We start from the raw sequence: 19,885 nt of genomic DNA, 5'->3' as shown, positions 1-19,885 counted from the left end.
GCATGAACGACATCCGCGCGCGCCTGCTTGCCGCCTTCGACCTGGAGCACAAGGAGCATCTCGCGGCCATCCGCGAGGCCCTGCGCGCCGTGGAGAAGGACCCGGCGCACCTCCCCGATCTGGTGGAGATCCACCGCCGCGCCCACAGCCTGAAGGGCGCCGCCCGCGCCGTGGACCTGCCGGAGGTCGAGCGGCTGTCCCACTGGCTGGAGGCCGCCTTCATCGCCATCCAGCGCGGCACGGTGCCCTTCGACGCGGCGGCCCGCGACGTGGTGCGCCGCGCGCTGGACGCCATCGAGGACGTGGTGGCCTGGGCGACCCGCGGCGGCGGCGAGGTGGACATCGCCGAGGTGCTGGCCGAACTGACCCGCATGGGCGGTGAGGGCGGCGGCCCGGAACCGGTCCAGCGCCGCCCCTCTCCCGGCCCATCCCCCGCCGCTCCGGGCGCGGATGCCGCCCGTGATGCCTCGCCCACCGCCGCGCCGCGCCGCGCCCAAACCACCGGTCCCGCCGAAAACGCGGCGCTGGTCCGCATCCGCGCCGCCGGGCTGGAACGGCTGTTCACCGCCGCCGCCGGCCTCCTGCCGGAGATCGAGAACCAGTCCGCCCTGGTCGCCGAGCTGCGCGAACTGCGCGGCGAATGGCGCGCCCTGGAACGGAGCTGGCATGCCATGCGGCCCCGCCTGCTCCGCGGCTCCCATGATGCCGCGGGGGCCGGCGCCACCAGCTTCGCGGGCGATGAAACGGCCCTGCGCCTGTCCTCCTTCGAGCGGCGGTTCCGCGCGCTCGGCGCCTCGCTGGACGCGGCGCACCGCGCCCATGACCGGCATCTCTGGTCGCTGCGCCGCTGGGGCAGCGGATTCCAGGACGAGGTGCGGCAGCTCCGCATGCTGCCGGCGGAGTCCCAGTTCAGCAACCTCGGCCGCATGATCCGCGACATCAGCCGCGCCCAGGGCAAGGAGGTCGAGGCGGACATCCGCGGGCTGGAGACCCAGGCCGACCGGGTGGTCCTGCAACGGCTGAAGGACCCGGTGCTGCACATCGCGCGCAACGCCGTCAGCCACGGCGTCGAAACCCCGCAGGAGCGTGTGGCCGCGGGCAAGCGCGCTGCGGCGACCGTCCGCTTCGAAGCCTCGGTCGTCGGGCGCCGGCTCGTCCTGCGCATCGAGGACGACGGGCGCGGCCCGAACCGCGCGGCCATCGCCCGCCACGCCGTCGAGCGCGGCCTGCTGGGCGCCGACGAGGCGGAGGCGGCCCCGGAGGAACGGCTGCTCGACCTGATCTTCGAGCCGGGCTTCTCCACCGCCCCCACCGCGAACGAATACGCCGGGCGCGGCATGGGCCTCGCCATCGTGCGGCGGGAGGTCACCCGGCTCCAGGGCTCGGTGACGCTGGCCGCGCGCGAGGGCGGCGGGACCGTCGTCACGGTGGAGGTGCCGCTCAGCCTGCTCAGCCAGCGGCTGGTCTTCGTGGCGGTCCAGGACGACATCCTGGCGATTCCCAGCAACGACGTGGCGCGCGTGCTGCGCGTCCCGGCGGACACGCTGTTCACCGACCTCGCCGCCCCGACCATCCGGCTGGAGGAGGAGGACATTCCGGTGACGCCAATGGCCGCCTTGCTCGGCTACGACGGCGCCATGCCGCAGGGCAACGGTGCGCCGCTGGCGCTCGTCATCCTGCGCACTGCCGGGCGGCGGGTCGCCCTGGTCGTGGACGCGCTGCTGGCCACCCGCGACTCGGTGGTCACCCCGGCGGAGGAGGTGGGAATCGACGCCGCCCGCTTCCTCGGCACCGTGTTGATGGACGACGGATCGCCGGCCCTGGTGCTGAATCCCGCCGCCCTGTCGCCGCGCCCCGGCATGGCCCTGCCGCCGCTGGTCCGTCCGGTCGATGAGTCGGCGCGGCGGCGGCCGCACATTTTGGTTGTGGACGACTCCATCACCACGCGAACTCTGGAAAAGAGCATCCTGGAGGCCCATGGTTACCGGGTCACGCTGTGCGTGGATGGGCGCGAGGCGGTCGAAACGCTCGGCGAGCTGGAGGATGTGAACCTGATCATCAGCGACGTGGAGATGCCGAGGATGGACGGGTTCGCCCTGCTCCAGGCCGTCAAGGGCAACCCCATGACCTCCGACCTGCCGGTGATCCTGGTCACCTCGCGCGCCAGCGACGAGGACCGCGAGCGCGGGCTGGACCTCGGTGCCGACGCCTACATCGTCAAGACCCGCTTCGACCAGAACGAGCTTCTGGCCGGCATCCGGCGGCTGCTGTGACCGGCGCCCGCAAGATCCGCGTCCTGGTGGTGGAGGACTCGCCGGTCGTCCAGCAGCTCCTCGCCCACGTCATCGGCGAGGACCCGCGGCTGGAGGTGGCCGGCATCGCCGCGTCGGGCGAGCAGGCTCTGCGCATGGTCGTCTCGCTGAAGCCGGACGTGGTGTCGCTGGACATCCGCCTGCCGGGGATCGACGGCTTCGCCGTGACCGAGCGGCTGATGCGGGAGCATCCCGTGCCCATCGTCGTCGTCGCCTCCGACGTGCGCGACCTGGACATCCCGATGCGGGCGCTCCAGGCCGGGGCCTTGGCCGTGGTGGAAAAGCCGGGCAGCATGGCCCGCGCCGACTATCAGACCGTCGCCCGTCATCTCTGCACCCAGCTCACCATCATGAGCCAGGTGAAGGTGATCCGGCAGCGCGGGCGCCCGCGCAACGGCGACGAGGAGCCCGTCGGCACCAACGGCCGCCGCAGGGGTGCCAGCGTCCCGACGCCGCCGCCCCTGCCGCCGTCCGTGGTGAAGCGGCAGTTCCGCGCGCTGGGGATCACCGCCTCGACGGGCGGGCCGGCGGCGCTGGTGAAGCTGCTGCGCGGGCTGCCGACCAACTTCCCCCTGCCCGTCTTCGTCGTGCAGCACATCGGCGCGCCCTTCGTGGCCGGCTTCGCCTCCTGGCTGGGGTCGGTCACGCCGCTGCCGGTGGCGCTGGCCTCCGACGGGCCGCATCGGCCCGGTCACGTCTATGTCGCCCCCGGCGAGCTTCATCTGACCGCCGAGCCCAGCGGGATGCGGCTGGTCCACGGCGCCCCGGTCTGCGGCCAGAGGCCGTCCGGGGACGTGCTGTTCTCCTCCCTGGCCTCGGCCTTCGGCGCCGCCGCCATCGGCGTGCTGCTGACCGGCATGGGGGAGGACGGGGCGCGCGGCCTCACCGACATGCACCGCGCGGGTGCCTACACCATCGCGGAGCACGCCTCCACCGCAGTCATCCACAGCATGCCGGGGACCGCGGTCAGGCTGGGAGGCGTTACCGAGGAGCTGCCCATCGACAAGGTGGCGGCCCGTTTGCTGGAACTGGTTTCGACGGGAGTGGAGCCCCTCATGAGTGGACCCAGGGCGCTGATCGTCATCGCTTCGCAGACACAGGGACTTCTCCTGAAGCTGATGCTGGAGGAGCAGGGCATCGAGGCGAGCTGCGTCGAAACGGTGGAGCCGGCGGTCGCGGAACTGTCGCGCCGTCCCTTCGACCTGCTGATGGTCGAGGCCGACGGCGAGGCCGCCCGCACCCTGACGGAGCTGCGGCGGCGCTGCCCGGCCCCGGCCATGCTGCTGGGTTCGGCGGAACGGGCGGCGGAGGCCGGCATTCCCGCCGACGTGCATCGGGTGGACCCCGCCGATACCCAGGGCGTGGTGCAGCAGGCCATGGCGCTGCTCGACCGGCGCAACGCGCCGCCGACCGTGTCCGATCCTGCGGCGGGCGCGCATCCTGGTGGTGGACGACAGCGCGACCTATCGCGAGTTCCTGCGCGCCGAGCTGGAGGAGGACGGCTGCCACGTCGTCGCCGCGCGCAACGCCGACGAGGCGGTGGCGGCGCTGGAGGACGGCGGGCTGGACTGCGTAATCCTCGACCTCGTGATGCCGGGCACCAGCGGCACCCAGCTGTGCGAGCGGTTCGACCGTTTCCGCCGGCGCCGCGGCCTGTTCTTCCAGATCGTCATCCTGACCAGCCAGGAGGGCGACGACCGCCTGACCGCCAGCCTGACCGCCGGCGCCGACGACTTCGTCGGCAAATCGCAGCCGATGGACATCCTGAAGATCCGTCTGATGGCGCTGCTCCGCCGGAAATACATGGTGGAGGACCACCTCGCCCGCCTGTCGCCCCCAATGCCTTCCGCATAGAAGGCGTATAGGGCTTTCAGGCGCTTTCATCCCCAGTGCACCAAAGGTTAAGGTGCTACACCTTCAGCTCTAGCGGGTAGAGAGAGACCGACGTGACGCCTCGGCACAGGAACAGGACCAGCATCGACACCGCGCCAGCGGAGACGGAGTGCGTGGAGAACGCGCTGCGCGTCTGCCGCGCCGCCGCGTTGCCGGCCTTCGTTCTGACCGGGCCGTCGCACGCCGCCACTCTCTTCGCCAACGACGCGCTCTGCGCCCTCCTCGGCAAGGAGCCGGCGGCGGGCGGGCAGCCGGCCCCGGCCTGGTTCGGGCCGGTCTGGCCGGCGGTGCTGGGCGCCGTCGATCCGCTGTTCTCCGGCGACACCGGGGAGCCGGTCGGCATCGAGCTTCTGCCCGTGGGCGACGCCGACCCCGCAGCGTTCGAGGGCGTGCCGCTGACCCAGGACGGGCAGACGGTCGCCGTGCTGGCCCTGGCCACCCAGGCGGCGCCCGACGACCGGGTCGTCGCCCGCATGGAACGGGAGATGCGCGCGGAGATCGAACGGACCACCGCCGCGCGCTCCCGCTTCCTGGCCTCGGCCAGCCACGACCTGCGCCAGCCCTTCCAGGCGATGCGCCTGTTCCTCGACGCGCTGTGCAGCCAGATCAGCGACGAGAAGGCGCTGAGCACGGCCGAGATGCTGGGAAACGCCATGACGGCGGGCGAGCGGCTGCTGAACGCGCTGCTCGACATCTCCACGCTGGACGCCGGCACGGTCACGCCGGACCCGCAGACGGTCTCCCTGGACGAGCTTCTGGGCCAGCTCGTCGAGGAGTTCCGCCCCCAAAGCGAGGAGAAGGGCCTTCGCCTGCGCGCCCGCCTGTGCCCCGGCACGGTGAAGACCGACCCGGTGCTGTTCGGCCGGGTGATGCGCAATCTGCTGACCAACGCCATCCGCTACACCCGGCACGGCGGCCTGCTCCTCGCCATGCGGCGGCGCGGCAACCGCTGGCGCATCGATGTGTGGGACACCGGCTTCGGCATCCCCGAGGAGCAGCTGACCGCCATCTTCGACGAATTCCACCAGCTCCAGAACCCCAACCGCGACCCCACCCGCGGCCTCGGCCTCGGCCTCGCCATCGTGCGCCGGCTGGCGGAGCTTCTTGGTCTTCAGGTGGAGGTGCGGTCGCGCATCGGGCGCGGCACCGTCTTCTCCATCTCGCTGGAAGCCGCGAGCCCGCTGGCCGAACCGCCGTGCAGCCACGTTTCCCCGCCGCCCTCCACCGCCTCGGCGCCGCCCCTGACCGGGATGACCGTGCTGGCCGTGGACGACGAGGCGATGGTGCTGACAGGCCTGCAGATGATCCTGGAAAGCTGGGGCTGCACCGTCGCCGCCGCGGGCGACATGCGGGAGGTCTTCGCGGTGCTGGACGGCCTGCCCGACGCGCCGTCGGTCATCCTGACCGACCTGCGGTTGCCTGGAAAGGTGTCCGGCTTCGACGTGATCGACCGGGTGCGCCGCCTGTACGGGCAGGAGATTCCCGCCGTGGTGCTCAGCGGCGAGACGGCCCAGAGCGCGCTTCTGGAAGGCCAGCGCCGCGGCTGCTCCTTCCTGCACAAGCCCCTCCACCCCGGCGATCTGCGGCAGGTCCTGGAGCGGCTGCGCGGGGGCGAGGACAAGGGTGAAGATAAGGGCGAGGGGGAGTAAGCCGACCTCCCCCGCGACGTCCGCCGCGGAGCCGCTCACACCCAGCGGTCGCCGTGGCTGTAGACGACCAGCCGATCGCCGCGGGCGAAGCCGGCCAGCGACACGCCGCAGCTTTCCGCCATGCGCACCGCCATGCCGGTGGGGGCGGAGATGGCGACCAGCCCGCTGATGCCCAGCCGGGCGGCCTTCTGCACCAGCTCGTAGCTGGCGCGGCTGGAGGTCAGGACGAAGCCGCCCCGCCGGTCCACGCCCGTGCGCACCAGCCAGCCGATCAACTTGTCCAGCGCGTTGTGGCGGCCGACATCCTCGCGCACCGCCAGGATGGTCCCCGCCGCGTCCACCCAGGCGACGCCGTGGGCCGCCCCGGTGGCGCGGTGCAGGATCTGGCGTTCGGCGAAGCGGGCCAGCGCCCGCTCCACCGCCGCCACCGACAGCCGCCCGCCCGAGGGAACGGGCTGGCCGGACCGGGCGATGGCCTGGAGGCTCTCCACGCCGCAGACGCCGCAACCCGACCGCCCGGCAATGCTCCGCCGCTTGCCCTTCAGCGCCATGAAGCGCTCCATCGGGATCTCCATGCGGACCTCGATCCCGTCGCAACCCTCCACCACCCGCAGGCTCTCCAGTTCCTCCGCGTCGGCGATGATCCCCTCCGTCAGGGAGAAGCCGAGGCCGAACTCCTCCAGGTCGTCGGGGGTCGCCAGCATCACCGCATGGACGATGCCGTTGTAGGCAATGGCGACGGGCACCTCCTCCACCACCGCGTCGTCGCAGAGCTGGGCGGCGTCCGGACCCAGCCGCAGGACGGTCATGCGATGGGTGGTGGAGGGCGCAGCGAAGTCCGTGGCGAGGCTCATGGCGGTGTCCTTATGGAAGATGTTCCCTCTCCCCTCTGGGGAGAGGGTTAGGGTGAGGGGGTTGCGCTTTTGCCGAATGTTCCGCCATGCGCATCCCCCTCACCGGCCCTCCTGGCCACCCTCTCCCCGGAGGGGAGAGGGCTAAGAGCGCCCTCAAGCGATCAGTGCCCGGTTTCCTTGCCGGTCACCTGACGGAACCAGCGCGGATGGTGCTTGCGGGCCCAGGCGTGGGTGACGACGCCCTCGACCATCGCCCGGATCGTGCCCTGCACCCACAACGCGGCGTAGACATGGACGATGATGCTGGCGATCAGCACCAGCGCGCTGGCGGCATGGACCAGAAGCGCCACGCGGATGATCGGGATTGGGAAATAGCCTGCGAAATAGGGCCGCCACGCGATCACGCCCGACACCAGCAGCAGGATCATGCACAGCACCATGACCCAGAACATGCCCTTCTGGCCGCCGTTGTAGCGACCGATGTCGCCGACCTCGTTGCCCTTCATCACCTCCTTCACCGACATCATCCACTTCACATCCTCCTTGTTGATGAGGTTGTGGTGGGCGTAGCGGAAGAACTGGCGGGCGAAGGCCAGGAACATCACCACCCCGACGAAGGGATGGACGATGCGGGCGAGCTGCGGCGTGCCGAACACGCCGGTCAGCCAGAAGAAGGCCGGATAGAAGAAGGCCAGCCCGGAGATGGCGAGCAGCACGAAGCAGACCGCCACGATCCAGTGGTTGATGCGCTCCGCGGCGCAGTAGCGTTGGATCAGCTTTTCCGACGTCTTCACAGCGCGTTCTCCCGTTCCTTATGCTTGGTTCCTTGAGCGGGCGGGGCCGGTGGCGTGCCGTGATCCGCCTCGTCATCGTCATCGGCGCGGTTCGGGCCGACCGTGATGTAATGGAAGAAGCCGAACAGGCCGGCGGCGGCGACGCCCAGCGTGGCCAGCGGCTTCAGCATGCCCTTCCACACCCCGACGACGGCGCTGATCGACGGGCTGTCCGGCAGGCCGGAGTAGAGCGCCGGCTTGTCGGCGTGGTGCAGCACGTACATGACGTGGGTGCCGCCCACCCCGGCAGGGTCGTAGAGGCCCGCCTGGTCGTAACCGCGCGACTGGAGGTCGGTGATGCGGGTCTGGGCGACCTCGATCATGTCCTCCTTGTTGCCGAACTGGATGGCACCGGTCGGGCAGGTCTTGACGCAGGCCGGCTCCTGCCCCACCGCCACGCGGTCGGAACACAGGTTGCACTTGTACGCCTTGCTGTCGGCCGGGCTGAGGCGCGGCACGTTGAACGGGCAGCCGGAAATGCAGTAGCCGCAGCCGATGCAGTTCTCCTGGTGGAAGTCCACGATGCCGTTCTTGAACTGCACGATGGCGCCCGGCGACGGGCAGGCCTTCAGGCAGCCGGGGTCGGCGCAGTGCATGCAGCCGTCCTTGCGGATCAGCCACTCCAGCTTGCCCTTCTCCTCCACCTCGTTGAAGCGCATGACCGTCCAGGCCTGCGAGGACAGGTCGGTCGGGTTGTCGTAGACGCCGACGCAGGTGCCGACCTCGGCGCGCAGCTCGTTCCATTCCGAGCAAGCGACCTGGCAGGCCTTGCAGCCGATGCAGACCGTGGTGTCGATCAGCTTCGACACTTCCTGCGGGTTGCGGGCCTGCGGCGTCGGCGTCGGGGTGGCGGACCGGCGCAGGATATCGAGGGATTGCAGTGCCATGACTTACGCCACTCCGATCTTCTCGACGTTCACGAGGAACGCCTTGTATTCCGGGGTCTGGGTGTTGCAGTCGCCGACGGCGGGCGGCAGCGTGTTGGACAGGAAGCCCTTCTTGGCCACCGTCTCCCAGCCCCAGTGCAGGGGGATGCCGATCTGGTGGACGGTGCGGCCCGCCACCTTCAGAGCCTTGATGCGCTTGGTCACCACCGCCTTGGCCTTGATGTGGCCGCGCTTGGAGGAGACCTGGATCCAGTCGCCGGCCTGGATGCCCTTCTCCGCCGCCAGCGTCTCGCCGATCTCCACGAACTGCTCCGGCTGGGCGATGGCGTTCAGCCGGACGCTCTTGGTCCAGAACTGGAAATGCTCGGTCAGGCGGTAGGTGGTGCCGACGTAAGGGAACTGGTCATGGGTGCCCAGGCGCTCGCGGTCGGCCTTGAAGATGCGGACCGCCGGGCTGCTGACCACCTTCGGGTGCAGCGGGTTGGTGCCGAGCGGGCTTTCCATCGGCTCGTAATGCTCGGGGAAGGGACCGTCCACCAGCTTGTCGGTGCAGAACAGCCGCCCGACGCCCTCCGGGTTCATGATGAAGGGGTTCATCCCGTCGGCCGGCGGCGAGTCCACCTTGAAGTCCGGCACGTCGGCGCCCGCCCAGGCGGTGCCGTTCCACGCGATCAGATTGCGCTTGGGGTCCCAGGGCTTGCCCGACGGGTCGCAGGAGGCGCGGTTATAGATGATGCGGCGGTTGGCCGGCCACGCCCAGGCCCAGCCCGGTGTGTTGCCCAGGCCGGCGTCGGTGTTGTCGCGCCGAGCCATTTGGTTGCCCGCCTGCGTCCAGCAGCCGGCGAAGATCCAGCAGGCGCTCATCGTCGTGCCGTCGTCGCGCAGCAGGGCGAAGTTCGGGATCTGCTCCCCCTTGCGGGCCAGGAACTTGGTCGGGTCCTTGGGGTCGGGGATGTCGGCGAGCGCGCGGCCGTTCAGCTCCTTCGCCAGCTCCTCCGGCGTCGGCTCCAGCGGGTTCTTATAGGGCCAGGAGAGGTTGAGGATCGGCTCCGGCGCGGTGCCGCCCTCCTTGGCGTAGAGGGTGCGGACGGCCATGAACAGCTCGGCCAGGATCTCCTGGTCGGTCTTCGCCTCTCCTGGCGGGTTGGCGCCCTTCCAGTGCCACTGCAGCCAGCGCGAGGAGTTGACGATGGCGCCGTCCTCCTCGGCGAAGCAGGTGGAGGGCAGGCGGAACACCTCGGTCTTGATCGACGCGGTGTCGACCTCGTTGACCTCGCCGTGGTTCTGCCAGAATGAGGCGGTCTCCGTGGCGATCGGGTCGATCACCACCATGTACTTCAGCTTGGCGAAGTCCGCCGCCGTCTTGCGCGCGTCGGGGAAGGAGGTCAGCGGGTTGAAGCCCTGGACGATGAAGCCGTTGACCTTGCCGTTGTGCATCAGGTCCATGACCTGCAGCACGTCGTACATCTTGTCCCACTTGGGCAGCCAGTCGTAGCCCCAGTTGTTCTCCGCCGTCGCCTTGTCGCCCCAGAACCACTTCAGCAGGCTGACGAAGAATTTCGGCGTGTTGGCCCAGAAGTTGAGCTGGCCCGGCGCCTGCGCCTTCGGCGCGGTCTTGGCAATGTAGTCGGCGAAGGTCGGGTGCGCCTTCTCCGACGGCAGGGTCAGATAGCCCGGCAGGTTGGTGGACAGCAGACCGAGGTCCGACAGGCCCTGGATGTTGGAGTGGCCGCGGAGCGCGTTCACGCCGCCGCCCGGCATGCCGATGTTGCCCAGCAGGAGCTGGATCATCGCCATGGTGCGGATGTTCTGGGCGCCCACCGTGTGCTGCGTCCAGCCCAGCGCGTAGAGGATCGTGCCCACCCGGTCGCGCACCGCCGTGGAGCCGAGATGCTGGCAGACGCGCAGGAAGCCGTCCTTCGGCGTGCCGGTCAGGTCCTCGACCAGCTCCGGCGTGTAGCGCGCGTAGTGGGCCTTCATCAGGTTCCACACGCAGCGCGGATGCTGCAGCGTCGGGTCGGTCTTCGCCGTGACGCCGTCCGCCTCGACCTCGTAGTTCCAGCTTGAGCGGTCGTACTGGCCCTTGGCCGCGTCGTAGCCGCTGAACAGCCCGTCCTCGAACCCGTAGCCCTCCTTCACGATGTAGGCGGCGTTGGTGTAGGCGCGGACATAGTCCCACTGGATCTTGTCGTTGGCGACCAGCCAGTTGATGACGCCGCCCAGGAACACGATGTCGGAGCCGGCGCGGATCGGCAGATACTCGTCGGCCACCGCGGCGGAGCGGTTGTAGCGCGGGTCGACGACGACGATGCGCGCGCCGCGCTTCTTCGCCTCGACCGCCCACTTGAAGCCGACCGGGTGCGCCTCCGCCGGGTTGCCGCCCATGATCAGGATGAAGTCGGCGTTGGAGATGTCCACCCAGCTGTTGGTCATCGCCCCGCGTCCGAAGGTCGAGGCCAGCGCCGACACGGTCGGGCCGTGGCAGACGCGGGCCTGCGCGTCGGTGCCGACGATGCCCAGCGCGCGCATGACCTTCTGCGTCAGGATGCCCGTCTCGTTGGACGAGGCCGAGGCGGTCAGCATCGCCGTGGACAGCCAGCGGTTCACCGTCACGCCGTCGGCGGTCTTGGTGACGAAGTTGGCGTCGCGGTCGTCCTTGATGTGGCGGGCGATGCGCTCGATCGCCTCATGCCAGGAGACGCGCTTCCAGGTGTTGGAGCCGGCCTCGCGGACCTCCGGATACTTCAGGCGGTTCGGGCTGTGGATGAAGTCCAGCAGGCCGGCGCCCTTCGGACAGAGCGAGCCACGGCTGACCGGATGGTCGGGGTCGCCCTCGATGTGGATGATCTCGGCCTTGGCGTTCTTGGCGCCGTCGCCCAGGCTGTACATCAGCAGGCCGCAGCCGACCGAGCAGTAGGGGCAGGTGTTGCGGATCTCCTTGGCGCGGGCGAGGCGGAACTGGCGCACCTCGGCCAGCGCCTCGGACGGCAGGAAGCCCAGAACCCCCATGCTGGAGGCGGCGAGACCGCCCGCCGTGACCTTCAAGAAATGCCGCCGTGATACCTGCATGGGTGTGATGGCCATGAAACCTCCCTGATGTCGGCCCTGGTGTCAGGATGTGCCGGCCCGGCGCTTGAGCGCCTGGAGCCGGTGGCGCCGCAGCGTCCGGGGTGACCCGGCCGGTGTGGCGCATCCCCCAAAGGGCAGTTTCCGTGCCAGCCGGGGCCTATGGCGGAATGCGGTGCGTTTGCTGGGGCGAACGGACGGAACGGCCATGCCCGCACCGCGCCGAGGGACATTTTGTCCAGGCGGCGATGGACAAAATGTCCCTAACGTTTGTGTGGAGGACAATCTGTCGGGGGGTATCGATCCCCTCTCTCCCCTAGGGAGAGGGGTGGCGCCGAAGGCGCTGGGTGAGGGGGCGGCCGCAGGCCGTAAGTGCTCCCATCATGCGGTGCGTCTCCGCCCTTGTGGGCGCCCTCTCATCCTGACCTTCTCCCCGGAGGGGAGAGGGGACATGGGTTCCGCCCCTGGCACCGTTCTTGCGCTGTGCTATCCCTTCCTACTGTTCGTGATCCGTGACCGGGAAAGCCACCATGACCGCCTCCTCCTCCGACGCTCCGATTTCCGAAGCGGCGATGTCCGAAGCGACTGCCGCCGCCATGGCCGCCGCCGGTCTGGTGCCGGGCCAGTCGCCGGCCCCGCTGCGCCTGCCCGATGCGGCGATCTTCGCCCGGCGGGCGGCGCGCCTGCGCGCGCTGGCGGAGGGGCACGCCATGGGCGACTGGCTGCGCTTCGTCGCCACGCTGGCCGACGCCCAGGCGGCGGTGGCCGCCACCCCCGCCGCCCTGCCGCCGGAGGAGCAGTGGGCCACCGACCTGCGCGCCCTGGCCGCTCGGCTGGACAGCCTGCCCGGCGGCGCGCGCGAGGCCCTGACCGCGCTCGCCGCGTCCGACCCGGATACCCTGGAGGCGCTGGCCGGGCGCTGGGCCGGCGACGCGCTGGAGGATGGCGACCTCGCCGCCGCGCCCTTCCTGGCCGCTGCCTTCCAAACCGCCTGGACGCGCCATGCCGCGGCGCTCGACCCGGCGTCGGTGACCACCCACGCCACCGCCACCGCCACCGCCACCGCCTGCCCGGTCTGCGGCGGCGCGCCGGTCGCCGGCGTGTTGCAGGTCGGCATGGAGAGCGGCGGCCTGCGCTATCTCCATTGCGGGATCTGCCACACCGCCTGGCACCATGTGCGCTCGTCCTGCGTGGCCTGCGGCGACGGCAAGGACGTGTCCCAGCGCTTCGTCGAAGGGGCGGACGGCACGGAGGCTAACGGCGCGGTGCGGGCGGAGGCCTGCGACGCCTGCCACAGCTATCTGAAGCTGCTGTTCCTGGAAAAGGCGCCGGGCCTCGACCCGGTGGCCGACGACCTCGCCACCCTGGCGCTCGACCTGCTGCTGGGCGAGGAGGACTACCGGCGCATCGGCGTCAACCCGTTCCTGGCCGTCACTGGGTAAAGAGACGCCGGGTAAAGGGGAATCAGCCCCCCGCGGTGATCCGCTGGGCAGCGAAGAAGGGCGCGGTCGGCTGGTCGGAGTAGACGGCCTGCCGCCGCAGCCACAGGGTGAAGCGGGTGCCGCGCCCCGGATCGCTCTCCACCGTGATCCGCCCGCCGTAGCGCTGGACGATGGCGTAGCTGATCGACAGGCCGAGCCCCGTCCCGGTCTGCTTCTTGGTGGTGAAGAAAGGGTCGAAGATGCGGGCCAGATCGCCCGCCGCGATGCCCTGGCCGGTGTCCTCCACCCCCACCAGCACGCCTTCGAACGGCTCCGCCCCGGGCAACCGGTCCCCGGGGCCAATGTCGTCCGGACCGATGTCGCGGCTGTCCAGAATCAGGCGGCCGCCCTCCGGCATCGCCTGCATGGCGTTGACGATCAGGTTGATCAGCACCTGCTGAAGCTCGCCGCGGTTCATCTCCACCGGGCCGCCCGCCTGCGCCTTCAGCGTCACCACGACCCGCGCCCGGTTCAGGTTGTGCCGGGTTAGCACCAGACAGTCGGACAGCACGCCGTTCACGTCGGTCGGCTCGGCGTAGCCGGCGAAGTCGCCGGGCCGGGCGAACTGCAGCAGCTTCGTCACGATGGCGTGGATGCGCCGGGTTTGCTCGTCGATCAGCCGGACCTCCTGGCGCACCGGCTCGATCCCGTCGCCCAGCACCTCGCGCAGCAGATCCAGGTTGCCCTGGATCACCGCGACCGGGTTGTTGATCTCGTGCGCCACCCCGGCGGTCAGCTCGCCGATGGCGGTCAGCTTCTCGTTCATCACCAGCTGCTGCTGGGCGCGGCGCAGGGTGGCGTTGGCCTCCTCCAGCGCGGCGGTGCGCAGAGCCACCTTGCGGTCCAGCTCCTCGGCGGAGCGCTGGAGCTCCCACCGCCGCGCCGCCACGGAATCCAGCAGATGGTCGAAGGCGCGGGCCAGCCGGCCCAGCTCGTCCCGGCTGGCGGTGGGGCCGATGCGCGCGGAATCCTCGCCCCCCTCGATGCGGGCGATGACGCCGGCCATGCGCTCCAGCGGGCGGAAGATGGCCCGCGCGCCGCGCAGACCCACCAGCGTCCCCAGCCCCGACACCAGCAGGAACAGCAGGAACAGCCCGGCCAAAGCCTTGTACAGCGTGTCGCGCAGCGGCGACTCCAGGAACCCGACATAGAGCATGCCGATCCGCCGCCCGGCGGTGTCGGCCAGCGGCTGATAGCCCGACACATAGGTGTCGTTGACCACGAAGGCCGAGCCCAGCCACGGTTCGCCGCGGTCCAGCACCTTGTCCGCCACCGCCTGCGACGCCCGGGTGCCCAGCGCCCGCTGCCCTTCGAACAGCCGGACGTTGGTGGCGATGCGGGTGTCGCCCAGGAACAGCGTGGCCGTGCCCTGGCTGCCCAGCGGCAGCGAGGCGTCCTGATAAACGATGGTGTTCAGCCGGTCCACGATGCCCTGGTTGCCGTTCAGCAGCACCCCGCCTTCCAGCACCCCGAGCAGACGGCCGTCCGGCCCGTCGAAGGGAATGGCGACCTGGACCACCAGTCCGCGGTCCTCGGCCCCTTGATTTTCGACATTGCGCGGATCGGGCCGGGCGGCGCGGGTCGGCACCAGCGGCGTGTGGGCGGCCCGGCGCAGCGCCGGGTCCAGCGCCTCCAGCTCTGCCGGGGCGAAGACCTCCAGCCCGTGCTGCGCGTAGCCGTGCAGCGCCTCGCGCACCACCGACCAGCCGCTGCGGTCCGCCGGGACGGCGAAGGACCCGCCCGCCCGCACCATGCCCCCGGCGTCGAGCAGCAGCAGATAGTCCAGCCCGTGCTCCTCGGCCTCCTCGTCGAGCAGCCGGCGCAGGTCGGCGGGAGTCCCGCGCTCCAGCACCCCACGCTCCAATAAAAGGGCCAGCCGGTGGGAAGTCGCCACCCCCTCCAGCCCGTTGCGCAGCGACATCTGCACCCGGTCAAAGAACTGCCGCGCCGTCCCCAGGTCGGAGCTGACCTTGTTGACCAGAAGCTGGTCATAGCCCTGCGTCCCCCAGGCCCAGACGATCATCAGCAGAACCGGCGCGCCGACCAGCAGCGGCGCCAGCACCAGCGCCAGCAGCTTGAGCCGCACCGACTCCGCGTAGGCCGCCGCCAGCCGCTTCAGCATGTTGGGCCGGGGCGGGTTGGGGCGAGCCTCCTGGGACTGGGGCGTCACACCCCCCATTCCACGCATTTCCGGTCCAGCGTCTTGCGCGACACGCCCAGCAGATCGGCGGCGCGCGCCTTGCTGCCGTCGCAGCGCGCCAGCACGGTCAGGATGTGGCGCTTCTCCACCTCGGCCAGCGGCAGCACGTCGCTGTCGCCGTCCATGCGGACGTGGCGGACCGGACAGGGGGCGCAGGGCGGGTTGCCGGCCACCGCGGCGGCGCACAGGCTGGGGTCAGCGGCCAGGCCGGCCTCCACCGCTGCGGCGTTGGCGGTGTCCAGATCGTCGAGCGGGAATTCGCCGAGGAGCAGCGACCGCTCCACGAAATTCCGTAGCTCCCGGACGTTGCCGGGCCAGGAATGGCACATCAGCGCCCGCGTCACCTCCAGCGTCAGGGTCAGCGGCGGCACGGCCAGCCGCGCCGGCAGGAAGCGCATGAACAGCGCGGCCAGTTCCGGCACGTCCACCGCGCGCTGGCGCAGCGGCGGGATGGTCAGCGTCATCACTTCCAGCCGGTAGAACAGGTCCGGGCGGAAGCGCCCCGCCGCGGCCTCCGCCTTCAGGTCGCGGTTGGTGGCGGTGACCACGCGGACGTCCACCGGCACCTCCTGCTCGCTGCCGACCGGGCGGATGCGCCGCTCCTCCAGCACGCGCAGCAGCTTGGATTGCAGGGTCAGCGACAGCTCGCCGATCTCGTCCAGGAACAGCGTGCCGCCGTGGGCGTAGTAGAACAGCCCCTTGCGTGCGTCCTTGGCCCCGGTGAAGGCGCCGCGGGCGTGGCCGAACAGCTCCGCCTCGATCAGGTCGGCGGAGATCGCCGCGCAGTTCACCGCCACGAAGGGCCGGTCGGCGCGCGGCGACAGGTCGTGCAGCGCGCGGGCGACCAGTTCCTTGCCCACGCCGGACTCGCCCTGGATCAGCACGGTGGACGGGGTCGGCGCCACCCGCTGCACCAGCGAGCGCAGCCGCACCATGGCGTCCGACCGCCCGACGATCTCGTCGCGCCCATTGTCCTTCTTCGACAGCTGCCGGCGCAGCACATAGTTCTCGCGGGTCAGCCGGGTGCGCTCGACGCAGCGGTCGATGGAATTCAGGATCTGCTCGACCCGGAAGGGCTTCAGCACGAAATCCGCGGCACCGGAGCGCAAGGCGTCGATGGCCGTGTCCATATCGGCGAAGGCGGTGACCAGGATCACCTCGCCGGCGTAGCCGCCGGCCATCAGTTCCTTCAGCCAGTCCAGCCCCGAGCGGCCCGGCAGGGCGACGTCGAGGATGATCACCTCGGCGTGGATGCGCTCCAGCTTCTGAGCGCCCTCCTCGGCGCTGCCCGCCACCTCGACCCGCCAGCCGCGCCGCTCCAGCGCGCGGGACAGGAAGCTGCAAATGCCCTCCTCGTCGTCCACCACGAGGATGGAGGGCTTCGCCCGGTCCTCCATTCGGCCCCCTTCCGGCGCGCTGCGGTCGGACGGGGTGGAGACTGGCGCGGTGATGGTCATCGGTGTGCACTCGGCGGCGGAAAGCCCCACAGTCTAAGGGACCGCAACCAAGCCGGGCCAGTGATTTCCGAAATCCGGAATAGTCCCAGCACCACTCTTGGACAACCACGCCGCGCCATGCGACGCTCTCCCGCTCATCGCACAGACCGGGAGCCGACCGTGACGGACACCAGCGGATCATTCGTCCATGCCGGACCGCGCATCGCCGACACCGGCATCAGTGACACCGAATGGCGGGCGCGGGTCGATCTCGCCGCCGCCTACCGTCTGGTCGCCGAACGCGGCTGGGACGACCTGATCTACACCCACATCTCGCTGGCCGTGCCGGGGGAGCCGGGGCGCTTCCTCATCAACCCTTTCGGCCTGACCTTCGACGAGGTGACCGCCTCCAACCTCGTAAAGATCGACATCCATGGCGCCATCATCGGCGACAGCCCCCACCCGGTGAACGCCACCGGCTTCGTCATCCATGGGGCCGTCCATGCGGCGCGCGAGGACGCGCGCTGCGTCATGCATCTCCACAACGAGGCGGCGGTGGCGGTGTCGATGCTGAAGGACGGGCTCCTCCCGCTGTCCCAGCACGCCCTGCGCTTTTACCGCGACCTCTCCTACCATCGGTACGAAGGGCTGGCCCTGACCGACAGCGAGAAGGTCCGCCTCGTCGCCAATCTCGGCACCCGCCGGGCGATGCTGCTCCACAACCACGGCAGTCTGGTGACCGGGCGCACGGTGGCGGAGGCCTTCTGCCTGATGGACATGCTGGACAAGGCGTGCCGGATGCAGCTCGCCGCGCAGGCGGCCGGCGCGGAACTGGTGTCGCCGCCGCCGGAGCTGTGCGACAAGACCTATCGGCAGCTCACCGCCGATCCGGAGCCCGAAGGCGAACTGGAATGGCTGGCGCTGCTGCGATGCCTGGACCGGCGCTGCCCGGACTACAGGAACTGAGCTTTCCGGACCGCGGTCCGCAACAGAGGGGATGGAACGACTATGCCGCTGATCAACGTTCAGCTTTTCGAGGGCCGCACGCTGGAGCAGAAGCGCGCCTACGCCAAGGCGCTCACCGACGCCTCGGTCGCGGTGCTCGGCTGCAGCCCGGAGGCGGTCGATGTCATCTTCCACGACGTGAAGAAGAGCGATTGGGCCAGCGGCGGCAAGCTGTGGTCCGACCCCGAGTGACATCCGCTTCCCGGACGCCCATGGGAAGTACTGCTCACCCCATGGGCATCCGGACAAAAAACAGGCAGCCCAATCCTTGGCTTGCGCTCAGACCGCACCCACCGTCTTGCCCGTGAGACGGTAAACCGCGGTGGCGACCGCCCGGTCCTCGCTGTCGCCGACCTCCATGCGCCGGTCGATGTAGTTGCCGAGAAACTCGACCAGCGCGTCGCGGGTGACCGACTGCACCCACTGGCCATGCCGGCCATAGGCTTGCAGTGTCCAGAATTCCGAGGCCATCAGCGCCGAGCGGACGGATTTGGACGAGCCGTCCCAATGCGACCACAGAAAATCGATGGCACTCTGAGCGACCGTAATCACCAAACCGGCATTGATTCCGCGTGACGCCATCGTAGTCTCCCTCTCAGCTTGCCGAGCGGACGCTCGTGAACGGAACTCGTTCAGCAAAAGCAGTGCCAGGGAGACCGAAACGAAAAGCCGTACCTCGTTCGGATGCGATTCGCCGGAAATCCAGACCAGACACGGGAGGAGTGGCCATGAACGCGCAGGAAGAGCAACGGGCGCGCGACGCGCTTAAATGCATCGACCGCGATCTCGACGCGCTCGACATCCAGATCGCCGCTTTGCGAGCGCGGCAACGATCCGGGACCTCCCTCGACCAATACATCCGCGTCCGCGACGCCCTGCTGACGGAGGCTCAGACGATCCTGACCCAGCTCGACCACCGTCCCAACAACCAGTCCCCTCCCCCGCCGGTGGCGGGGGAGGGCTAGGGAGGGGGCCGGCCGCAACACCCCAATACAACGTAAAGCCGGCGCTTCCCGTTGGGGGAAAGCGCCGGCCTTGCCGTTCATGAAGCCGATTGTCAAGCGATTGAAACCCATCCATCCAAGTCCTTGATGGCTTGGCGTGTGCCGTGGTGACCTGGCGGCGACCTACTCTCCCACGTCTTAAGACGCAGTACCATTGGCGCTGAGGCGTTTCACGGCCGAGTTCGGAATGGGATCGGGTGTTGGGAGCCTCGCCATGACCACCAGGTCACCAAGGCACACGCGAACCATCCGGACCGGACGGGCGGGTTTCGTTAAGTGAGGACGTCTGCGTTCTTGGTCTTGCGGTGTTGGCTCGTGCGCCCAGGGCTTGCCGCTGCGCGCGGGCATCCTGCTGGGAAGGATCAAGCCGATCGAGCGATTAGTAAGGCTCAGCTTCAGGCGTTGCCGCCCGTCCACATGCCTCCTATCGACGTGATGGTCTGTCACGGCTCTCAAGGGAGTTCTGGTTTTGAGGTGGGTTTCCCGCTTAGATGCTTTCAGCGGTTATCCCGTCCATACTTAGCTACCCGGCCATGCCACTGGCGTGACAACCGGTGCACCAGAGGTATGTCCATCCCGGTCCTCTCGTACTAGGGACAGATCCTCGCAAAACTCCGACACCCACGGCAGATAGGGACCGAACTGTCTCACGACGTTCTAAACCCAGCTCACGTACCACTTTAATCGGCGAACAGCCGAACCCTTGGGACCTGCTCCAGCCCCAGGATGTGATGAGCCGACATCGAGGTGCCAATCGACTCCGTCGATATGGACTCTTGGGAGTCATCAGCCTGTTATCCCCGGCGTACCTTTTATCCGTTGAGCGATGGCCCGTCCACGTGGGACCACCGGATCACTATGGCCGACTTTCGTCTCTGCTCGACTTGTCTGTCTTGCAGTCAGGCGGGCTTATGCCATTGCACTCGTCGAGCGATTTCCGACCGCTCTGAGCCCACCATCGCGCGCCTCCGTTACACTTTGGGAGGCGACCGCCCCAGTCAAACTACCCGCCATGCAGGGTCCCGGCTCCGGATCGACGGAGCGCGGTTAGATGCCAGAGACCTCAAGGGTGGTATTTTAAGGATGGCTCCGCCCGAGCTGGCGCCCGGGTTTCCTAGCCTCCCACCTATCCTACACATGAGATCCCTAGCACCACTGCAAAGCTGTAGTAAAGGTGCACGGGGTCTTTCCGTCTGACCGCGGGTACTCCGCATCTTCACGGAGAGTTCAATTTCGCTGAGTTGGTGTTGGAGACAGCGGGGAAG

The 19,885-nt window shown here is 69.4% G+C and carries 14 protein-coding genes, 2 rRNA genes and 1 pseudogene (1 of these 17 cut by a window edge); 8 read left to right on the top strand and 9 right to left on the bottom strand.

Annotation, left to right across the window (positions count from 1 at the left end; translation table 11 throughout):
- The first annotated feature begins 2 nt into the window (after positions 1-2).
- The 4 genes and pseudogenes from H1Q64_RS21090 (at position 3) to H1Q64_RS21075 (ending at position 5,854) form a co-directional block, all read left to right on the top strand.
- Entirely contained in the window at positions 3-2,273 is a 2,271-nt protein-coding gene (locus H1Q64_RS21090; RefSeq protein WP_237905464.1) for a hybrid sensor histidine kinase/response regulator, read from the top strand.
- A pseudogene (locus tag H1Q64_RS21085) lies at positions 2,270-3,364 on the top strand (chemotaxis protein CheB); the annotation flags it as partial. The gene H1Q64_RS21090 and the pseudogene H1Q64_RS21085, both read left to right, overlap by 4 nt.
- Before the next feature lie 391 nt (positions 3,365-3,755).
- On the top strand, positions 3,756-4,166 hold the full coding sequence (locus H1Q64_RS21080) for a response regulator (RefSeq protein ID WP_330874567.1): 411 nt from the start codon (positions 3,756-3,758) through the stop codon (positions 4,164-4,166).
- 92 nt (positions 4,167-4,258) lie between these two features.
- Positions 4,259-5,854 carry a hybrid sensor histidine kinase/response regulator gene (locus H1Q64_RS21075; protein WP_014197954.1) on the top strand — a complete coding sequence of 532 codons (1,596 nt, stop codon included), beginning with the start codon at positions 4,259-4,261 and terminating at the stop codon, positions 5,852-5,854.
- A 35-nt stretch (positions 5,855-5,889) separates the two neighbouring features.
- Here the strand turns inward: H1Q64_RS21075 and fdhD are convergent, their stop codons facing one another.
- The 4 genes from fdhD to fdnG all read right to left on the bottom strand — a co-directional run bounded on the left by fdhD (position 5,890) and on the right by fdnG (position 11,497).
- Positions 5,890-6,708, bottom strand: a complete 819-nt coding sequence (gene fdhD, locus H1Q64_RS21070; RefSeq protein WP_237905463.1) for a formate dehydrogenase accessory sulfurtransferase FdhD — start codon at positions 6,706-6,708, stop codon at positions 5,890-5,892.
- A gap of 161 nt (positions 6,709-6,869) precedes the next feature.
- Positions 6,870-7,502: a formate dehydrogenase subunit gamma gene (locus H1Q64_RS21065; RefSeq protein WP_040134720.1), complete on the bottom strand. Its 633-nt coding sequence runs from the start codon at positions 7,500-7,502 to the stop codon at positions 6,870-6,872.
- Positions 7,499-8,428, bottom strand: a complete 930-nt coding sequence (gene fdxH, locus H1Q64_RS21060; protein WP_237905462.1) for a formate dehydrogenase subunit beta — start codon at positions 8,426-8,428, stop codon at positions 7,499-7,501. The genes H1Q64_RS21065 and fdxH overlap by 4 nt, the downstream gene beginning before the upstream one ends.
- 3 nt (positions 8,429-8,431) lie before the next feature.
- Positions 8,432-11,497 (bottom strand): formate dehydrogenase-N subunit alpha, encoded by a 3,066-nt coding sequence (gene fdnG / locus H1Q64_RS21055; protein WP_237906483.1) that lies wholly within the window; start codon positions 11,495-11,497, stop codon positions 8,432-8,434.
- A gap of 527 nt (positions 11,498-12,024) precedes the next feature.
- Here fdnG and fdhE point away from each other — a divergent pair.
- A complete protein-coding gene (gene fdhE, locus H1Q64_RS21050) occupies positions 12,025-12,936 on the top strand; it encodes a formate dehydrogenase accessory protein FdhE (RefSeq protein WP_237905461.1) in 912 nt (303 codons plus the stop codon).
- 22 nt (positions 12,937-12,958) lie between these two features.
- Here the strand turns inward: fdhE and H1Q64_RS21045 are convergent, their stop codons facing one another.
- The gene (locus H1Q64_RS21045) at positions 12,959-15,097 is read right to left on the bottom strand and encodes a cache domain-containing protein (RefSeq protein ID WP_237906482.1); all 2,139 of its coding nucleotides are present in this window, start codon (positions 15,095-15,097) and stop codon (positions 12,959-12,961) included.
- A gap of 44 nt (positions 15,098-15,141) precedes the next feature.
- On the bottom strand, positions 15,142-16,632 hold the full coding sequence (locus H1Q64_RS21040) for a sigma-54-dependent transcriptional regulator (RefSeq protein WP_419468840.1): 1,491 nt from the start codon (positions 16,630-16,632) through the stop codon (positions 15,142-15,144).
- A 117-nt stretch (positions 16,633-16,749) separates the two neighbouring features.
- Between H1Q64_RS21040 and H1Q64_RS21035 the strand changes: the two genes are divergently transcribed.
- Together H1Q64_RS21035 and H1Q64_RS21030 are read left to right on the top strand one after the other, a co-directional pair.
- Positions 16,750-17,577, top strand: coding sequence for a class II aldolase/adducin family protein (locus H1Q64_RS21035; RefSeq protein ID WP_419468839.1), 828 nt, complete (start codon positions 16,750-16,752; stop codon positions 17,575-17,577).
- 42 nt (positions 17,578-17,619) lie between these two features.
- Entirely contained in the window at positions 17,620-17,808 is a 189-nt protein-coding gene (locus tag H1Q64_RS21030) for a 4-oxalocrotonate tautomerase (RefSeq protein ID WP_014197963.1), read from the top strand.
- Positions 17,809-17,895: 87 nt separating this feature from the next.
- Here H1Q64_RS21030 and H1Q64_RS21025 read toward each other — a convergent pair whose 3' ends face one another.
- The gene (locus H1Q64_RS21025) at positions 17,896-18,198 is read right to left on the bottom strand and encodes a hypothetical protein (RefSeq protein WP_014197964.1); all 303 of its coding nucleotides are present in this window, start codon (positions 18,196-18,198) and stop codon (positions 17,896-17,898) included.
- Between the two features lie 146 nt (positions 18,199-18,344).
- Between H1Q64_RS21025 and H1Q64_RS21020 the strand changes: the two genes are divergently transcribed.
- Positions 18,345-18,581 (top strand): hypothetical protein, encoded by a 237-nt coding sequence (locus tag H1Q64_RS21020; protein ID WP_237905459.1) that lies wholly within the window; start codon positions 18,345-18,347, stop codon positions 18,579-18,581.
- 149 nt (positions 18,582-18,730) lie between these two features.
- Here the strand turns inward: H1Q64_RS21020 and rrf are convergent.
- Both rrf and H1Q64_RS21010 read right to left on the bottom strand, forming a co-directional pair.
- A 5S ribosomal RNA gene (gene rrf, locus H1Q64_RS21015) occupies positions 18,731-18,846 on the bottom strand.
- 132 nt (positions 18,847-18,978) lie between these two features.
- Positions 18,979-19,885, bottom strand: a 23S ribosomal RNA gene (locus tag H1Q64_RS21010) (it continues 1,840 nt past the right edge of the window).

This window comes from Azospirillum brasilense, assembly GCF_022023855.1.
Classification (GTDB): domain Bacteria; phylum Pseudomonadota; class Alphaproteobacteria; order Azospirillales; family Azospirillaceae; genus Azospirillum; species Azospirillum brasilense_F.
Note: the sequence above shows the minus strand (reverse complement) of the source record. Positions and strands in the feature narration are given on the sequence as shown.